The sequence below is a fragment of the Geobacillus sp. PLS 41 genome (assembly GCF_056494105.1).
Genome location: NZ_CM151395.1, coordinates 903,929 through 921,794 on the forward strand (window position 1 = coordinate 903,929; position 17,866 = coordinate 921,794).

Genomic DNA, 17,866 nt, shown 5'->3' on the forward strand with positions numbered 1-17,866 from the left:
GCCTCTAACATTTCCTCTACTGTGGAAGTTGTGAACACATAACCAAACAGTGGAGGAGCGAAAGGATGCTGGCAATGCCCGAAATTAATCGTATCAGAAAACTGCGTGAAAAGAAAGGGTTATCGATTGCGGAAATTTCCCGTGAAACGGGATATAACTGGAGAACGGTCAAGAAATACGCAGATGAAGACATTTCTGTCCAACCAACCATCAAACGCAAAAAGGGGATGATGGAGGAAGAAGGGTACGGGCAAATCATTGATGACTGGTTGGAGGAGGATGCCAAGCTGCCGAGAAAACAACGGCGAACGAACAAGACGATGTTTGAAGCGCTTTGTCGTGACCATGGATTTCAAGGCTCGTATCGCACCGTTTGCGCGTACGTGCAAAAACGAAGACCGCAGCTCAAGCTCGAGAAAGAACAGCGCTATGAACGACTGGAGCACCCGCCAGGCGAGGCGCAGGTGGATTTCGGGAAGATGACGGTGGTGACGAAGGAGGGGAAGGAAGAAGAGCGATCGGTTTTGATCATGAGCTTTCCCTATAGCAACGCTGCGTTTGCTTATCCGCTGCCGGCGGAAAACAGTGAATGCTTCCTCCACGGGTTGACGCAGCTGTTTCGTCAGGCTGGGGGAGTGCCAAAGGCATTGCGCATTGACAATTTGTCCGCGGCCATTGTGTCGATTCGAAAAGGGGGAGAACGCCGATTTACCGAGGCTTTTGAGAAATTCCAACTCTACTATCGGTTTGATGTACAAGTGTGCAATCCATACAGCGGACATGAGAAAGGAAATGCGGAGCGAAAAGTCTATTACACTCGCAACCTTTGTTTCATCCCCGCTCCATTGATGGAGTCGGATCCGGAGCTGGTGGAGTGGCTGCATCGCAAGATGGTCGAGGACCGAAACCGTCCTCATTATGAAAAGGGGCGGTGGATCGAGGAACTATGGCAGGAAGAGCAACCAGAGCTGTTGGCGTTGCCGGAACAAGATCTTCCGATCTTCTCCCTCGATCACGCTTACGTGAATAAATACGGAGAAGTAATGGTGGATGGGAAGGCGTTCGTCGTCCATGGCCTGTCCGTCCCCAACCGGGTGTTGGTGAAGAAAGAATGGAATCGTTTCGTTGTGTTCTCTTCCGATGGAGACGTCCATCTTGAAGCGCCAAGGCCGTATACGAACGTGAAACGCGAAATCCCTTGGAAAGAGATTTTCGCTGAGTGGGAGACCAAACCCCGGGTTGTCGGACATTCCCGCTACCGGACGTACTTGCCGGAGGCGATCCGAATGTATCTGGCTGGCCCCCCGCCCCAGGTGGTGGCCCGTTTAAAAGGACTGCGAGCGCTGTTGGATCGGCACACGCTTTACGAAATCGCCCAGTGGCTCGAGGAGAGTCAGCGATGGGACTTGACTCCTCATGAAATCGGCGTGTTGATGGAAGCGAAGCACTCCTATTACCCGGACAAGTGGGAAGAATCATACACCCCTTCCGTTTTAGTCGACTATGAAACCGATTTACATGTGTATGATCAACGTCTTTGTCCGTCAAGGGAAGGGGGAAGCCGGGCATGAAGATGGATTTAAAAGAGATTTGTAAAGCCCTGCATTTGGCGTACATCGCGGATCGATTCGAGGAGGTGGCCTACGAGACCAAGGAACAGTTTTTGCGTGATGTGTTGGCGTTGGAGCTGTCGTTCCGTCAGAAAGCAAAACAGGCTCGATTGATCAAGAAGGCGAAGTTCCGGGAGTTGAAATGGCTCAAAGATTACGAATGGTCGGATCAGATTCATTGGCCGACCACGACCTCGAAGGAAGAACTTTGCGACCTTCGCTTTTTGGAGCAAAAACAGAACGTCCTGCTTTTCGGTTCGCCGGGAACAGGAAAAACCCATCTCGCCACCGCATTAGGATTAAAAGCGTGTGAACGGGGCCATGAAGTTCGGTTTTTCCGTGTCGCCGATCTTGTCGCCCAGCTCGAAGAAGCGTTAAAAGACGGCACCCTCGGACGGCTCAAACGGCAAATCGACACATGCGAGCTGTTGATTTTGGACGAACTCGGCTATGTACCTTTTCAAAAGCAGGGATCGGAACTGCTGTTTCACATCATTGCCGATTGTTATGAACGAAAAAGTGTCATCGTGACATCGAATTTAGAGTTTGGACAGTGGAATCGAGTGTTTGGGGACAACCGCCTGACGGCAGCGCTGGTGGATCGTTTGGTCCATCACGCCCACATTCTCGCGTTTACGGGAGAGAGCTACCGCTTGCGGCACGCGCTTTCTGCCGTTCAGTCGCTCCCTTCTCGCTCGGTTGAAAGGTAAATTCATTGAGCCGGCAAGCCTATGTATTTTTTCTTGCAATTCTCTGCACTTTTTGCTTGCAAAAAACACCCGGCCGACGGGGCAGGCGATTTTCCAGCTGTTTCAATATGTGAACGTCGTCCTCCTGGAGCTGCCGGATGGACGCATCCAACGCTCACTGGATCGCTCCCTTACCCCTGATCAGCGAAGGATTCTGCAGGGGTTGGGGCTGGATGAGAGCATTTACGTGTAACGTCATACGGAACGACCAGTGATGGTAAAAAAAGGATAGCCATCGCTCGTCGTGTTGGTCAAAAAGTTATTCTGAAAAACTAAATAAAAAATCCTTTGTTTTGACCTTGTTAGGGTGCGAAATGTGAGATACAATATGAAGGATCCAACGATTACACAGCGAAAGAGCCCCACATCGTCAGTTGGAGGTTCGAGCGAGCGCTGCTTCCGGATGGCCTCAAACGAGACTTGGAGGCGATCACAGCGTTTCGCAGAGATCGAAACGCAGGCCCGTCCATCAATCCAAACGCTCAGTCGATTGCCTTTAAATTTGAAGCGTTGACGGATGCCGCCAAAGAAACGATTGAGGCGATTACCGCCGTTCTTAAGAAGCATGCAAGAAGTTGAAGTGGTTACGCGCCTGTCGCTTTTTGATGGATGGGACGGTGTGGCTAAGGCGGAGGTTGAAAGGGAAACGGGGGATTGGAAATGGCGCATGTATTTCAAATGAAAACGAAACCGCATGGGTTTCAGCGGTACGACGAATTCATTCGCGATCAAGTCATAGGGATTGGCTGGCCGCTGATCGGCAATTTAGACGGCATAAGCAAAGATGAACTGAGAGAGCGATTGCGCAACGTGTACCATTATTCGGGGGCGAAGCTTGGCAACGCTCTTGGCGCAATCTGGGCGTTTGTCCATACGATGGAACAAGGGGATATCGTGTTGGTTCGCAATGGAGCGTGGCTCAGCATCGGGATCATTGGCCCCTATCGCTATGTGAAACATCTCGACAATGATATCGATGGGTTTTGCCATCAACGGTCGGTTGAGTGGAAGGTCATGAATGAAAACGTTCGCTTGTATAATGAGAAAGTGCATGAAACATTGCGGCACCGGGGAGTTGTGACAAAAAGCAAATATACTGTACACGAACTTCAACTAGGGATTTAACGGTGAAGCAGGAATGTTTGAGATATATATGAAATGGTTCAAAGGTCGAAAATAGTCATTTCGTCTCACTTCCTCGCGAAGAAAATCATGGTACAATGATGATGAAAGGTACAGCTAAGGAAACTTAGCGTCACAAAGCTACAGGGGCTAAGGGGAAACCTATGCCAGCCAGCTGCCATTACCAAAAAATAAAGGAGGAATTGGTAATGTTGAAGAAAGGATGGCCGATTTTGGTGGCGTCGATGCTCGTCGCCTCTCCGGCGTGGGCGGCCGCCAAGCCTGCGGGCAAAGCGCATGAGCGCGAAACGATGGTGAAGAAAGTGGAAGTCGTCGTCAAGAAGAAGACGGAACAAAAGGAAACAGAGGCGAAGAAAAAACAGGAATCGTCCAAGCAACAAAAATGGCTTGCGCAAAAGTTGGCGCAGTTACATAAAAAAGTAGGCCAAATTGAAGAGCGGCTAGACAAAGTGACCGCTCGCATTCAAGCATTGAGCGAAGCGGAATCGGCAACGGACACGCAAACGACGCCTGCTGATTCGTTGCCAACGGGCGAGCCGTCTGCTTCTCAACCGACAGAAGTCACAGCGGCAACTGACGCTCCGAGTGGACAAGCCATAGCGGCCAATGACGCTGCCGCTCCAGCTTCCAGCGGGCAAACGGTAACGGAGGCGCCGTCTCCGACTTCTCCACAACCTGTTGGTGAAGACCAAGAGGAACTCGATGAAGAAAAACAAGAGCAAATTGATGGCCTCATCGGCCAGCTCATCGCGCTGTCCAACCAGCTGCGGGCGGTGACGAATGAAATTCGCGCCCTTGAAAAGAAAGTCGGCGCCAACAACGCAGACATTCAGAAGTTAAAAGAAAAAGTCAAGGCGTTGAACGACCAAGTGCAAGCGAACAAAAAGGCGTTGCTCAATTTGCTATAGAAATGAGGAAGGGCGCCAGTGGAGGGCGCTCTTCGTTGTGTTGCAATGGTGACCTTCTATTTTTGCTTGGGTTGCTTCTTTTCCTGCTCTTTTAGAAAAGACATTCCTTCAAGGCATATTCTCTCTGCGAATAATGGATTATTTGAACAGCTTTTCTGCTTCCTTATCTACTCCTCTTTTTGTATATTCAAAGACGAGTGACCAGTATAGAGCAACTTTTGCTGTGGACCACATTTTTTCATTTTTGATAGTATATAATACGTCCCTAATTTTAAACGGAATGAAGAGTATTTGTTCCATTTCCCATTTCCCTGGGATTCCTCTGCTGCGTTGTTTCATAATTTCTTCGGCTTTTTCTTTACAGTGCGCAATGCCGATGATATTCCATTGATAGTATTGTTCATCTACACCGAACCCAAGAAATTTTATATTTTCCCTAGGGATGACAACGCCTAGCTCCTCTTCTGCGCCACGTACAGCAGTATTAAATAGGTCCGGCCCTTGTCCTACCGCTTTACGGTCGTGGGAAGGATGGATTGCTTCGACAACGCTAATATCCAACTCGTTTGGCCGCACCCCGCTTTCAGGCGATCGTTTGGTTAAAATGACGTAATTGTCTGAAGTAATGACAGTGATGGCTACGCCAACGCCGTTTGCTAGCGCTGGGATTGGTTGCCTAACTGTGTTTCCGGCCAAGTATTTCTCTCGGATTGTATAACCGGAAGGAAGTTGTTTATCTAGATTCATATTTAACGCTTTAAATGTATAATAATCTGAAGGAACGAACGAAAAAATGACTTTCATATCCTCATTCACTTTTGTTCGTAGAATTGAATATTTTTCGAGAGAGAGCAAAGGTCCATTCCAACTGTAGCTTTCCCCCCGTTGTTTCTTTGCATCTTCCGCTTTTTCTATTTCTCTCCTCAAAATTTTTAAATCACTGGGAAGCTCAACTGCATGGTTGTTTACTCTTGTTTCAATATTTTCAGGAGAGTAGGTCATAACGCCATCTCCGTCACAAACAATAAACGAAGTAGTTTCATTCCCAATGGTAAAATATGAGGGATCTTTAATAGTTTTTGGCTTTGCAAGGAGGCGCTTCATGTATTTGACAAATTTCCCCCAAGCCTCCTTTAGAGGGTCTCCTAAAATGACCCCGATGATCACACCGAGAACAGCATTGATGATGTCCCGCAACATTGCATACTCCCCTTGCAAATAAAAGCTCCAAGTTTTTATTTAATCATAACATTGATGAACGATGCGTGTCACTCCTTTAATGTCGGCTGTCATTCCTTCTTTTTCTATCTTCCAACGGTTTTTTGATGTGTTCTGCTAATGTTGAGCTGTCAATCGCTCGTCGGACGGCGGTTTCAATGATAATATACAGCATGAATGTAAAAAAGAAGATTGAAAAGATCAACCATCCCCAAGAATAGGACATTGTGCTTTCCTCTATCTCTTTCGATATTGTCTGTTTATTTCCTCTATTCTCTTTCGATATTGTCTGTTTATTTCCTCTATTTTTCTGTGAAAATAATGAATCCATGAGCGGTTATTTTCATGCTTGGGTGGCGAGTAAAAGCTTACTCATGGATGTTTTTTGTTTGTTTTTTCTATCAAAATTTTGTTGCTTTTATGGTAATATGTATAGAGATGACAATGATTTGATCTGAGTGAGGGGGATGGACATTGAAAAAACGGAAGAAATACGCGGCGGCGAGCGTGGTGTTGGCGTTGGGGCTGCTTGCTCCGGCTGTGTTGCCGACCGCAGCGGGCGCGGAAGACCGAGATGTCGTCAAGCTGCGCATTTTAGAGACGACGGACGTACATATGAATCTCGTCAACTACGATTATTTCAAAGATAGTCCGACGAATGAGTTTGGGTTGTCGAAGACGGCGCGTTTGATCGAGCAGGCGCGCGCTGAGCAGCCGAATACGCTTCTGTTTGACAACGGGGATTTGATTCAAGGAACGCCGCTTGGCGACTATGTGGCGAAAGTGAAGCCGCTGCAAGACGGCGAAGTGCATCCAGCGGTGAAACTGTTGCATTTGTTGAAGTACGATGCGGCGACGGTTGGGAACCATGAGTTCAACTATGGCTTGGATTTCCTCAATGAAGTGTATGACGATGCCAAGCTGCCGATCGTGAATGCGAACGTGTACCGTGACGATCATGACCAAAATCCGGATAACGATGTCAACTATTTCACGCCGTATCAAATTTTAGCGAAAGAAGTCGTTGATGAAGACGGGGAGAAGCATACGCTGAAGATCGGCGTCATCGGCTTTGTGCCGCCGCAAATTATGGATTGGGACAAAGCGAATTTGCAAGGGAAAGTGATTGCGAAAGACATTGTGCAGTCGGCGCAAAAGTATATTCCAAAAATGAAAGCGGAAGGGGCCGATTTGATCGTTGTGCTATCGCACTCGGGCATTGAGACCGGCGGAAACAGCCCGAATATGGAAAACGCATCGTATTATTTGACGCAAATTCCGGGGGTCGACGCCGTGTTGGCCGGCCACCAGCATAAAAAATTCCCGGCCCTTCCAGGCACGACACCAGATTTTCCAGACGGAAACGGAATCAACAATGAAACCGGCACGATCAACGGTGTTCCGGTGACGATGCCGGGTTCATGGGGCGATACGCTCGGCGTGATCGACTTGACGGTCGAGCAAATCGACGGAAAATGGAAAGTGACGCAAGCGAAAGCCCAACTCCGTCCAGTGTATGACAAGGCGACGAAAACGCCGCTTGTCGACAGCGACCTGGACGTGGAGCAGGCGATCCAAGCGGAACATGAAGCGACGATTCAGTACGTCCGCAGCCCGGTTGGAAAAACAACGAGCCCGATCAACAGCTATTTTGCGCTTATCAAAGACGATCCGTCCGTGCAAATCGTCACGAATGCGCAAAAATGGTATGTCGAAAAGATGTTGAAAGGGACGAAATATGAAGGCCTTCCGGTGCTGTCGGCCGGCGCTCCGTTCAAAGCCGGCGGACGCGGCGGGGCGAGCTATTATACCGACATCCCGGCAGGGGAAATCGCCATTAAAAACGTCGCCGATTTGTACTTGTATCCGAACACGGTGTATGCGTTGAAAATTACGGGAGCCGAGTTGAAAGAATGGCTTGAGTGGTCGGCGGGGCAATTCAACCAAATCGACCCGAACAAGACAGACGTTCAGCCGCTTGTGAACAACGACTTCCCGACGTACAACTTCGACATTATTGATGGAGTGACGTACGAGATCGATGTGACCGAGCCGGCGAAATACGACAAAAACCAAAATGTGATCAATCCGAACGCGAATCGGATTAAAAACTTGAAATTCGAAGGCAAGCCAGTGACGCCGAACATGGAATTTATCGTCGCAACGAACAACTATCGGGCGACGACAAACCGGATCATCAATCCGGGCGGGAAAAACACGATTTTGGCTGCGCCGGATGAAAACCGGCAAGTGATCATCGACTATATTCGGGAAAACGGAACGATCAACCCGTCAGCGGATGGCAACTGGCGGTTTGCGCCAGTGAAAGGGAAAGCGCCGGTGACCGTCACGTTTGAATCGTCGCCGGAAGCGCAAAAATACTTGCCGCAAGACGGCAGCATCCGCTATGTCACCGCCTTGCCGAGCGGATTTGCCCAATATGAATTTGCCTTGCCGCTTTGGAAGGAAGAAAAGCCCAACCCGCCAAAGCAGCCGGAGAAGCCAACCACTCCTCCAGGCCAAGTGAAAAAAGTGTACTGGGATGGCGTGGAGCTGAAAAAAGGGCAAATCGGCCGCTTGACGGTGCAAAAGCCGATCAATCTATGGAAACGGACGAAGGATGGGCGCCTTGTGTTCGTCCGCATCTTACAGCCTGGGGAAGTGTACCGCGTCTACGGGTATGATGCGCGCTTCGGCGGGCAGTACGCGGTCGGCGGCGGGTATTACGTAACAGACATTGACACGCACATCCGCTACGAAACGCCGTCAAAGGAGAAGTTGAAGCAAGCAAATGGATGGTAACATCAAACACGGCCTTGTGCCGCCATTCATGGCGGGCAAGGCCGTGTTTTTTGTCTCAATGATAGAGCGGAATATCTTTACAACGCGATCGCAGGCATCAAGGCCATGCCACCAACCGTGGTTCGGTCCAACGGACGAATTCACCAGTCCACGGTCGGGTTGTGATCGGCCGAGCGATGGTAGAAACGGTCGTTTTTCTAGGAACCCAAACCGAAACCGAACCGCCATTGACTTTGAATTCCCCCCATCCATCACTGTTGATGGTGACGGTGTCACTCCGGTTGCCGGTAAGGTCATAGAACACTTTTCCAGCGTGTTGTTTGCCAACGTACATCCATTTGCTTCCTCCCGGCCCATCGGTGATCAGTGCGGCCAGCCCGGATCCTGGTTTTTCAGTGCCCCCTTCCCTTGTCCACCCGATGATGTCGGAGTGATCAAGATAATCATGTTGCGTTCCGTAAGCATAATCCCTGCGCGCGATGAGGAGCGGATCGATTTTGCTTTTCAGCGAAGGAATGTTATATTGTGGAATGCCATAATAGTCACCATAAAAGACGCACGGGTATCCTTCCTGCCGAGTTAGAATAAAGGCGTAAGCCAACGGTTTGAACCATGGGTCGACCCATGACTGCAGCGCTTGGCCGGGTTCGGTGTCATGATTATCAACGAAGGTGACGGCCAATGTCGGTTGATCTTTCATGAGAGTATTGGTCATTAACGTGCGCATATCAAATGCGCCCCCTGATTTGGAAGCGGTATAAAATTTGTTGTGTAACGGGGCATCAAACAAAGACATCGTTCCGTCTGTTTTCGTAATGTAATTGTGCAACTTGTTGATGTCATAGCTCCAATATTCCCCGACGGTAAATAGCGGCTTGCCAGTCTGAGAACGCACATACGACAACCAATCAGGAAAAAAACTGAACTTAATATGCTTGACGGCATCAAGCCGGAACCCATCAATGTTCGTTGTGTTGACATACCATTTCCCCCAGTTTTTCAGCTCGGTCACGACTTCGGGATGATCCATATCAAGGTCGGCATACATTAAGTAGTCATAGTTTCCGTTTTCCGTGTCTACTTCCCAATCCCACGCTTTGCCGATGCCGCGGAATTTGTAAATGCGGCTCAATTTTCGGCTTTCGTCCCAATCAACGCCGTCAAAATGGTACCAGCGCCACTTAAAGCTGGAGTAGGTGTTGCCCCGCCCGGGAAAATCAAATTTCGTCCATGCTTGGATTTGATAGGTGCCCGAGATTTCTTGGTTGCGGTCGGACGGATTGACTTCGACGGCGTCCACCCATTCCGTGCCGTCAGCGCCGCCTTTATGGTCGAACACGACATCGGCGTACACTTGCATTCCAGCGGCGTGGGCGGCTTGAATGGCTTGAAGATATTGAGCTTTTGTTCCGTATTTTGTGCGGACGGTCCCTTTTTGATTGAATTCGCCGAGGTCATACAAGTCGTATACTCCGTACCCTACGTCGCTGCGGCTTGTTCCTTTGTAAGCGGGCGGCAGCCAAAGAGCGGTGATGCCAAGGCTGGATAAGTTGTTGGCTTCATTGGCCACTTTGGTCCATAACGTGCCATCATCCGGCAAGTACCATTCAAAATACTGCATCATGGTGCCGTTAAACGGTGCGGCAGCCTTGGCGGGCTGTCCTGTTGGGCAGAACAGCGAGACAGTGAGCAAAAACGCGAGCAGGAACATCCATCCTTTTCGAATGATGCGGTGAAACGTTAGCACAATGCCCTTCCCCCTTAATCAAATGTTACATTCGACGGTTTGGCTTCCAAAAAATTAAGGGAAACGATTGCATAAAAAGAGTAAAAAGGGAGCAAACCCTCGAACGTTTACGTCTATTATAATTTTTATTTGTAATCGTTTTCAATATCGAATTTAAACAATTTTGAGTTTGACATGAATCGAAAATAGAACAACGGAACGATTCGTTTTTCAACATGGGGAAAATATAGTTGAAATATTCTGTTTATTCGTATAAGATAAAGATTGATGAAATCGTTTGCATCAACCATTTTGTGCAAACGATTGCACAAAGAATATAAAAAGGAAAGGAGAGAAGGAAGTTGGCCAAACAAAGGAGAAGGGAGCGGGGGATGATCAAGAGGGCAAGGAGAATGCTATCATTGGTTTTGGCATCGGTGTTGTTGCTGGCATTGACTCCTTTCCAGGCGGTTGCCGCTGCGAACGAGGCAGGAAGTTCTAGCGCTCTAGGGAATGGAGCGCATCGGTGGACGGCCGAATCCACGGCCTCGCAACCACGGACGATCACGCTAGTCGGCAATTTGCAAGATGAGTTGGGCCATACGGCGGAATGGGATCCGGGGGCATTGGCGACGAGGATGCATGATGAAGGGAATGGGCTTTATACATTCACCGGGACGCTGCCAGCCGGGACCTATGAGTACAAAATTGCGGTCAACGGCAGCTGGGATGAAAATTACGGCGCCGGCGGCCGCAATGGCGCAAATCTGGTGTTGAAGCTGGATCGGCAAACCGAGGTGACGTTTTATTACAATGACCGGACGCATGCGATCGCGGATTCGACATGGTATACGGCGATTGCGAAGGAGAAACAGCCGCGTCTTGTCGGGACGGTGCTGCCGGCCATCGGCTATGAGGGGGAGAGCAACGGATGGACTCCGGGGACATCGACGGCGCTGTTGACCGATGATGATTTTGACTCGGTGTACACGTTTACGGCGCAGGTGCCGAAAGGATCGTATGAATATAAAATTGTCCTCGGAAACAATTGGAATGAGAGCTACCCACAAGAGAATGCACGCTTAAATGTTTTGGAAACGACGATCATTACATTCTTCTTCAATGCGAAAACAAAAGAGGTGTACACCGACTACAACCCCAATGGCTCTGACGGTGTTGTTCAGAAAGACCGATTAAAACACAATACATGGGATACGCTGTACCGCCAGCCGTTTGGTGCGGTGAAAGCGGGAACGAAGGTGACGCTTCGTCTGGCGGCGAAAAAAGGCGATTTGACGAAGGCGGATGTGTATGTGAAAAATGCGACGACCGGAACCGCCAAAGTCTACACGATGGAAAAAGTCGGCGTGCTCGGGGATGATGAATATTGGGAGGCTGCGTTTACCCCTTCTGCGCCGGGGGTATACGGTTATAAATTTATCGCTGTCGATGCCGGGATGAAGGCGGAATATGGTGAAGATACGAAAGAAGGACAATGGGGGAGGGCGGTCGACAAAAATGCGGGGCTGTTTCAGCTGACCGTCTATGATCCGAATTACAAAACACCAGATTGGATGAAAGAAGCGGTTGTGTATCAAATTTTCCCGGATCGGTTCTTTAATGGCAACCCTTCAAATGATAACAGCAAGCAGCAGGCACGCGGGGCGCAACCGATTGAGCATCGCGATTGGTCGGATTTGCCCGATAATCCGCGCCTGAAAGGGACGAGCGGCTACGATGGCGACGGTGAATGGTCGAATGACTTTTTCGGCGGAGACATCGCCGGAATTGAACAAAAGTTGGATTATTTGCAGTCGCTTGGAGTGAACACGATTTACTTAAATCCGATCGCCAATGCGCCATCGAACCATAAATATGATGCGAGCAATTACAAAGAATTGGATCCGATGTTCGGTTCCCCGGAAGAATTCCAATCGTTTGTGCAGGCGCTTGCGAACCGGGGGATGCATCTCATCTTAGACGGGGTGTTCAACCACGTATCCGACGATTCGATTTACTTTGACCGCTACCACCGCTATCCGACCGTCGGTGCGTATGAATATTGGGAAGCGGTTTACGATTTGATGAATGAAAAAGGATTGAGCGAGGAAGAAGCGCGGAAACAAGTGGAAGAGAAGTTCAAACAAGAGGGACAGACGTTCAGCCCGTATGGGTTTCACCTTTGGTTCAATATTGAAAACAAAAAAGTCGATGGCCATTATCAATACCAATCATGGTGGGGCTATGACAGTCTGCCGGAGTTTAAGTCGGTGACGGGGGAAAAAGTGCCGAATCCGAGTGAATTGAACAACGATGCGCTCGCGAATTACATTTTCCGTGAATCGGATTCGGTGGCGAAAAGCTGGATTGCCCTCGGCGCCTCCGGCTGGCGGTTGGATGTGGCCAATGAGGTGGATCCGGCGTTTTGGCGCGAGTTTCGCCAAGAATTGCTTCAAGGGTCGTACGGTCGTGGTCCGACGTTAAAAGAGGGGGAGCAGCCGCTCATTTTAGGGGAAATTTGGGATGACGCATCGAAATATTTTCTAGGCGACCAGTACGATTCCGTGATGAACTACCGGTTCCGCGGGGCGGTGCTTGACTTTTTGAAAAACGGAAATGCAGAAGAGGCGGACAAGCGACTGACGGCCATAAGGGAAGACTACCCAAGTGAAGCGTTTTATGCGCTGATGAACTTAATCGGTTCGCATGACACGGCGCGGGCGGTCTTTCTGCTTGGGAACGGAACGGATTCATCCGAGCGGGCGGAGCTTGATCCGAATTATAATGAGGAACTTGGGAAAAAGCGGCTCAAGCTGGCGGTGATTTTGCAGATGGGATACCCGGGAGCGCCGACGATTTATTACGGCGATGAAGCGGGAGTAACAGGCTCAAGAGACCCAGACAACCGCCGCACGTATCCGTGGGGCAAAGAAGATCAAAATCTGTTGTCCCATTATCAGAAAGTGGGGCACATTCGCCAGCACCATCAATCGTTGTTGGCCCATGGCGACATCAAGACGGTGTATGCGCAAGGGGATGTATACGTATTTGCCCGCCAATACGGGCGTGAAGTGGCGCTCATTGCCGTCAACCGCGGCAATGAGGACAAGACGGTGGCGCTTGACGTCGCTTCGTTGCTTCCGAACGGCACCGTGCTTACGGATGAGTTGCATGATGGCGGGGAAGCTACGGTCGCTGGCGGAACGTTGACGGTCACGATTCCGGCCCTGGATGGACGGATGATGTTTGGGACGGTGACGGCGGAAATGCCGGCAGCAGTCAGCAATTTGCAGGCGAGCGCTTCGGATGGCTGCGTGACGTTAACGTGGGAAGGAAATGCGTCGAGATACCGAATTTACGAGTCCACGTTAAAAGGTGCCAGTTATACGATGGTGCAAGAGACGGAAACAACTTCGGCCACGATCGGTTCGTTGACGAACGGAACAGCCTATTACTTTGCCGTTGCGGCGGTCGATGAAAACGGGAATGAATCACCGAAGGTCGAAACGAATCGCGTCGTTCCTCATTACCCGCTGACGAGCGACAATGTCCAGTTCGTGACAACGTTAAGCGATGCCACACTGGATTTGTCAAAGCCGCAGCAAGTGGATGTCCATGTCAACATCGACAATGTGACAAGCAAAGGAGCAGCTGATGGGTTGCAAGCGGTGTTGCAAGTGAAAGGCCCGCATGACGAAACATGGAAAGAATACAGAGCGGCTTACCAAGGACAAGACGGCGACGCCAACGTGTTCCGAGCTGCCTTCACTCCGCTCGCCGCAGGGACGTATACGTATCGTTATGCGCTGACGACCAACCTCGGCGAGGAGTGGGTGTATACAGAAGAGAAGCAAGTGACGTTTGCGGCAGACAACAGCGACCAAATAGCGCCAGCAGACGCCATCGAGCTGCGGCAGCCTGCGGTTGAATCGGGACAAGTGAATTTATCATGGACGTTTGTTGGGAAAAAAGATGGGGATGCTTATTTGTTAGCCATCGAGCGCAACGGTGATATCGTGCATACAACCACTTCGATCGGCGATTCATTTACAGACTACGATGTCGAAAACGGCACCGAGTACACGTATGTTGTCAAGTTGTATGACCGCGCCGGCAATGTTGTGGCGTCAAACACGGTCAAGGTGACGCCGGACATTGTGATGGTGAAAGTGATTTTTAAAGTGAGGGCGCCGGATTACACACCGTTGGATGCCCGAATTACGATTCCGAACAGCTTGAACGGCTGGAACACAGGGGCCTGGGAGATGTCGCGCAACGGTGCGGTGACGCCCGATTGGCAATTTACCGTCGAGGTGCAGGAAGGGGAAACGATCACCTATAAGTATGTGAAAGGCGGATCGTGGGATCAAGAGGGGTTGGCCGACCATACGCGTGAGGACGACAACGATGATGACGTGAGCTACTACGGCTATGGGACGATTGGCACCGACTTGAAAGTGACGGTCCACAATGAAGGAAACAATACGATGATTGTGCAAGACCGCATTTTGCGCTGGATCGATATGCCGGTCGTCATCGAAGAGGTGCAAAAACAAGGAAGTCAAGTGACGATCAAGGGCAATGCCATTAAAAACGGTGTTTTGACGATCAATGGCGAGCGGGTGCCGATTGATGGCCGGATGGCATTCTCGTACACGTTTGCGCCGGCCAGCCATCAAAAAGAAGTGTTGATCCATATCGAACCATCGGCCGAAAGCAAAACAGCCATTTTCAACAACGACGGCGGAGCGATTGCGAAAAACACAAAAGATTACGTGCTGAATTTAGAAACGAAGCAATTGCGCGAAGGGAAGTTGACAACGCCGCCAAGCAACGGCGATTCTCCAGGAAGCGGTTGGCCGGGCAGCGAAACGCCGTCCCATGACGGAGGGACAACACCAGGCAACGGCACCTCTCCGGGCAACGGTGGTCCATCGGATGGCACATCCCCTGGGGGGAGCGTTCCGCCGGGCGGCACAGCTCCGCCGGGAAACGGAGAACCTCCATCAGCACCGCCGCAAAAACCGTCTCCATCGAAACCAAAAGAGAAACCGAGAAAGCCAACCACTCCTCCAGGCCAAGTGAAAAAAGTGTACTGGGATGGCGTGGAGCTGAAAAAAGGGCAAATCGGCCGCTTGACGGTGCAAAAGCCGATCAATCTATGGAAACGGACGAAGGATGGGCGCCTTGTGTTCGTCCGCATCTTACAGCCTGGGGAAGTGTACCGCGTCTACGGGTATGATGCGCGCTTCGGCGGGCAGTACGCGGTCGGCGGCGGGTATTACGTAACAGACATTGACACGCACATCCGCTATGAAACGCCGTCAAAGGAGAAGTTGAAGTTGGTGAATGGGGAGTAAGCAAGAAAGCAAGGCTGTCCGAATGAATGGGGCAGCCTCGCTTTTTGCACGTTATTGTTCACTCGTGACCGTAACCGCCAACCCGTCCGCATCATAGGAAAGGGCAATCACAAGGCCGTCTTTGTGAAATGCGAGTGCAGGCGGGTAGCCTTGGCCAGAATCGGACTGTTCATACTGGTTTCCAAATAGCGTGATGAGCTGTTGTTTCAAATTGTTATAAATCGCTGTGAGCTGATCGTTTGTATACTCCTGGCCGGCATCGAACGAGTAGCCGTAGAAGGCAAGCTTTCCGTTCTCAAATCCATAGACGAGCAGCGTATGATATCCGAAAAGAGAAGTCGAATAGACCCAGGCTTGGCCGCCGTCTATATTTTCTTGTAGGATAAATTTTGCGGTTTCCAACTTCTTGACTTGAGAAGTGGACATGCCGAGTTTTACTCCACGGAACAGCTGTTCCATTTTAACTTGATTGAGTTTTGCTTTGGAAGGAGTTTCGTATTTTACCCGGGCATCGCGATCGACATAATATCCGCCGCCTAAACCTAACATGCCAGGTTTAAACGTGTAAATGCGATAGACTCCGCCGGCTTTTAACGTTTTTATGTAAACTTTCTTCTCTCCTTGTAACTTATAAAGCTCGGTATCTTTCAAAACAGTTAATTTGCCGATCTGTCCCTGCACCAATTCCATGCCATTCCACCAAACTTTTGCTTGCGCATCGTGGGCGTGAAATGGCGACAGAAGGATTCCGGCGCTTAGCGCTGAGACTGCTAGAAATTTTTTCATGATCTTCATAAAGTATGCTCCTCTCTCACGAAAATGGAAGAATAATATGATCCATTTTAACCTATATTTCGCCCCTTAGCCAAGTGGGTGCGAAGCTTGTTTGACGAAATTTCGACATTTGCACAGCCAAAGCGGCCTCTTTTTCGTTGAAATCATTCTTTTTTCTCTTTTCTTTTGATGGAAAGACCTCTATGATGAAAGAAAAAGAGAAAGGAAGGAGCGGGCGGAAGTGAGGAAATGGGTGCAGGCGGTGGCAATCGGAATGCTGTTGGCTGCGGCCGGATGGCTTTGGATGCCGAGTTCATCAATGGTCAAGGCGGAGGATTGCGAGGAGCTTGTCGGAACGGAAAAAGTGTGGTGGGACGGCGCTGAACTGAAGCCCGGACAAATCGGCCGGTTGACGGTGATGGCGCCGACAGAGCTATGGTTGTCGAACAAAGCAGTGAAGACGCTGCCAAGCGGTGCGGTGTATCGCGTGTACGCGCTAGGCGGCGGCTATTTTGATGTCGGCCGAGGATATGGGATCAAGAACGATGCCCGCGTCCGCTATGAAACGCCGTCAAGAGAGAAGTTGGCCGCTGCTTTATGCGTGCAGCAGGCGAAGGCAAACATGGCGGATGTCACGATGAACGGGGTGGCGATCGGCGACTCGCGCGCCAAGGTCGAAGCGATGTACGGCACGGCGAAGCGCAAGACGAAAAACGCCTACGGCCTATATTGGGAGGCGTATGATCAAGGCGGTTACAAAAACTTTTTGATGGTGAGCTATGACCGTGATCGGGTGGCGGCGATGTACACGAACCAACCGATCGTCCAAACGAAAAAAGGAACGGGCATCGGAACGGCGAAAACGGTGGTGGAAGCGCGCTACGGCCGGCCGCTCGCCTTCATCCAAAAAAAGGATGCCGTCTACGACATTCAAAATGACGAATACGGGACCTATCTTGTCAACGGCCGCTACGTCACCTTCTTTTATGACCGGTACAACAACAACCGGGTGGATGGCGTGCTTGTCGTCAATCGGGCGCTCGAGGATGAAAAGCCCGGGTTTTACGGAACGACGACGGAGGAGCTGCGCACAGCGTATGAATATCAAATTTTTGATTTAGCAAACGCGGCGCGCCGCTTGCACGGGCTTCCGGCGCTCGCGTGGGATGCGAAGGCGGCGGCGGCCGCCCGTGAACATAGCGAAGATATGGCGGTCCATCACTACTTCTCTCATACGAACTTGCAAGGATTGTCGCCGTTTGACCGTCTGAAGCGCCATGGCATCGCTTATCGCGTGGCGGGCGAGAACATCGCCTACGGACAATACGATGCGATTTTTGTCCATGAAGCGTGGATGCACTCGCTCGGGCATCGGCAAAATCTTTTATACCCGGACTTTACCCGCCTCGGCGTTGGGGTGGCGTTCAATTCATTCCATCAACCCTACTACTCTCAAGAGTTTTATACTCCGTGACCGCGGATGATCCTTTCGCTTCTCAAGAGTGTCCCAGCAGTGCTGGGACATTTTTTTGACCAGATAAATGGGAAAAGATCCCCCTTTTTGTAGAAGTTTGTC

Annotated in this window: 10 protein-coding genes, 1 pseudogene and 1 riboswitch; of the genes and pseudogenes, 8 read left to right on the forward strand and 3 right to left on the reverse strand. The window is 50.3% G+C overall.

Going from position 1 to position 17,866, the window contains the following annotated elements:
- The first annotated feature begins 65 nt into the window (after window positions 1-65).
- The 5 genes and pseudogenes from istA to ACVX3G_RS04460 all read left to right on the forward strand — a co-directional run bounded on the left by istA (window position 66) and on the right by ACVX3G_RS04460 (window position 4,410).
- Window positions 66-1,571, forward strand: a complete 1,506-nt coding sequence (istA, locus tag ACVX3G_RS04440) for an IS21 family transposase (RefSeq protein WP_479454582.1) — start codon at window positions 66-68, stop codon at window positions 1,569-1,571.
- Window positions 1,568-2,320: an IS21-like element helper ATPase IstB gene (gene istB / locus ACVX3G_RS04445; RefSeq protein WP_021321943.1), complete on the forward strand. Its 753-nt coding sequence runs from the start codon at window positions 1,568-1,570 to the stop codon at window positions 2,318-2,320. The genes istA and istB overlap by 4 nt, the downstream gene beginning before the upstream one ends.
- A 61-nt stretch (window positions 2,321-2,381) precedes the next feature.
- Window positions 2,382-2,552 (forward strand): annotated as a pseudogene (locus ACVX3G_RS04450) (IS1634 family transposase); the annotation flags it as partial.
- 467 nt (window positions 2,553-3,019) lie between these two features.
- Window positions 3,020-3,484, forward strand: coding sequence for a hypothetical protein (locus tag ACVX3G_RS04455; RefSeq protein WP_031206176.1), 465 nt, complete (start codon window positions 3,020-3,022; stop codon window positions 3,482-3,484).
- A 97-nt stretch (window positions 3,485-3,581) separates the two neighbouring features.
- A riboswitch (cyclic di-GMP riboswitch) is annotated at window positions 3,582-3,664 on the forward strand.
- Window positions 3,665-3,690: 26 nt separating this feature from the next.
- Window positions 3,691-4,410: a hypothetical protein gene (locus ACVX3G_RS04460; protein WP_021321946.1), complete on the forward strand. Its 720-nt coding sequence runs from the start codon at window positions 3,691-3,693 to the stop codon at window positions 4,408-4,410.
- A 138-nt stretch (window positions 4,411-4,548) separates the two neighbouring features.
- Here the strand turns inward: ACVX3G_RS04460 and ACVX3G_RS04465 are convergent, their stop codons facing one another.
- On the reverse strand, window positions 4,549-5,610 hold the full coding sequence (locus ACVX3G_RS04465; protein WP_021321947.1) for an NUDIX hydrolase: 1,062 nt from the start codon (window positions 5,608-5,610) through the stop codon (window positions 4,549-4,551).
- 492 nt (window positions 5,611-6,102) lie between these two features.
- On the opposite strand from ACVX3G_RS04465, the gene ACVX3G_RS04470 reads away from it, so the two are divergent.
- The gene (locus ACVX3G_RS04470) at window positions 6,103-8,430 is read left to right on the forward strand and encodes a bifunctional 2',3'-cyclic-nucleotide 2'-phosphodiesterase/3'-nucleotidase (protein WP_021321948.1); all 2,328 of its coding nucleotides are present in this window, start codon (window positions 6,103-6,105) and stop codon (window positions 8,428-8,430) included.
- A gap of 97 nt (window positions 8,431-8,527) precedes the next feature.
- On the opposite strand, the gene amyS is transcribed toward ACVX3G_RS04470, so the two are convergent.
- Window positions 8,528-10,141, reverse strand: a complete 1,614-nt coding sequence (gene amyS, locus ACVX3G_RS04475) for an alpha-amylase (RefSeq protein ID WP_050582898.1) — start codon at window positions 10,139-10,141, stop codon at window positions 8,528-8,530.
- Window positions 10,142-10,518: 377 nt separating this feature from the next.
- Here amyS and ACVX3G_RS04480 point away from each other — a divergent pair, with 377 nt between their 5' ends.
- Entirely contained in the window at window positions 10,519-15,516 is a 4,998-nt protein-coding gene (locus tag ACVX3G_RS04480) for a pullulanase X25 domain-containing protein (protein ID WP_031206179.1), read from the forward strand.
- A gap of 51 nt (window positions 15,517-15,567) precedes the next feature.
- Here the strand turns inward: ACVX3G_RS04480 and ACVX3G_RS04485 are convergent, their stop codons facing one another.
- Window positions 15,568-16,311 (reverse strand): hypothetical protein, encoded by a 744-nt coding sequence (locus ACVX3G_RS04485; RefSeq protein WP_021321951.1) that lies wholly within the window; start codon window positions 16,309-16,311, stop codon window positions 15,568-15,570.
- A 220-nt stretch (window positions 16,312-16,531) separates the two neighbouring features.
- On the opposite strand from ACVX3G_RS04485, the gene ACVX3G_RS04490 reads away from it, so the two are divergent.
- Window positions 16,532-17,764: a CAP domain-containing protein gene (locus ACVX3G_RS04490; protein ID WP_021321952.1), complete on the forward strand. Its 1,233-nt coding sequence runs from the start codon at window positions 16,532-16,534 to the stop codon at window positions 17,762-17,764.
- Window positions 17,765-17,866: the final 102 nt, after the last annotated feature.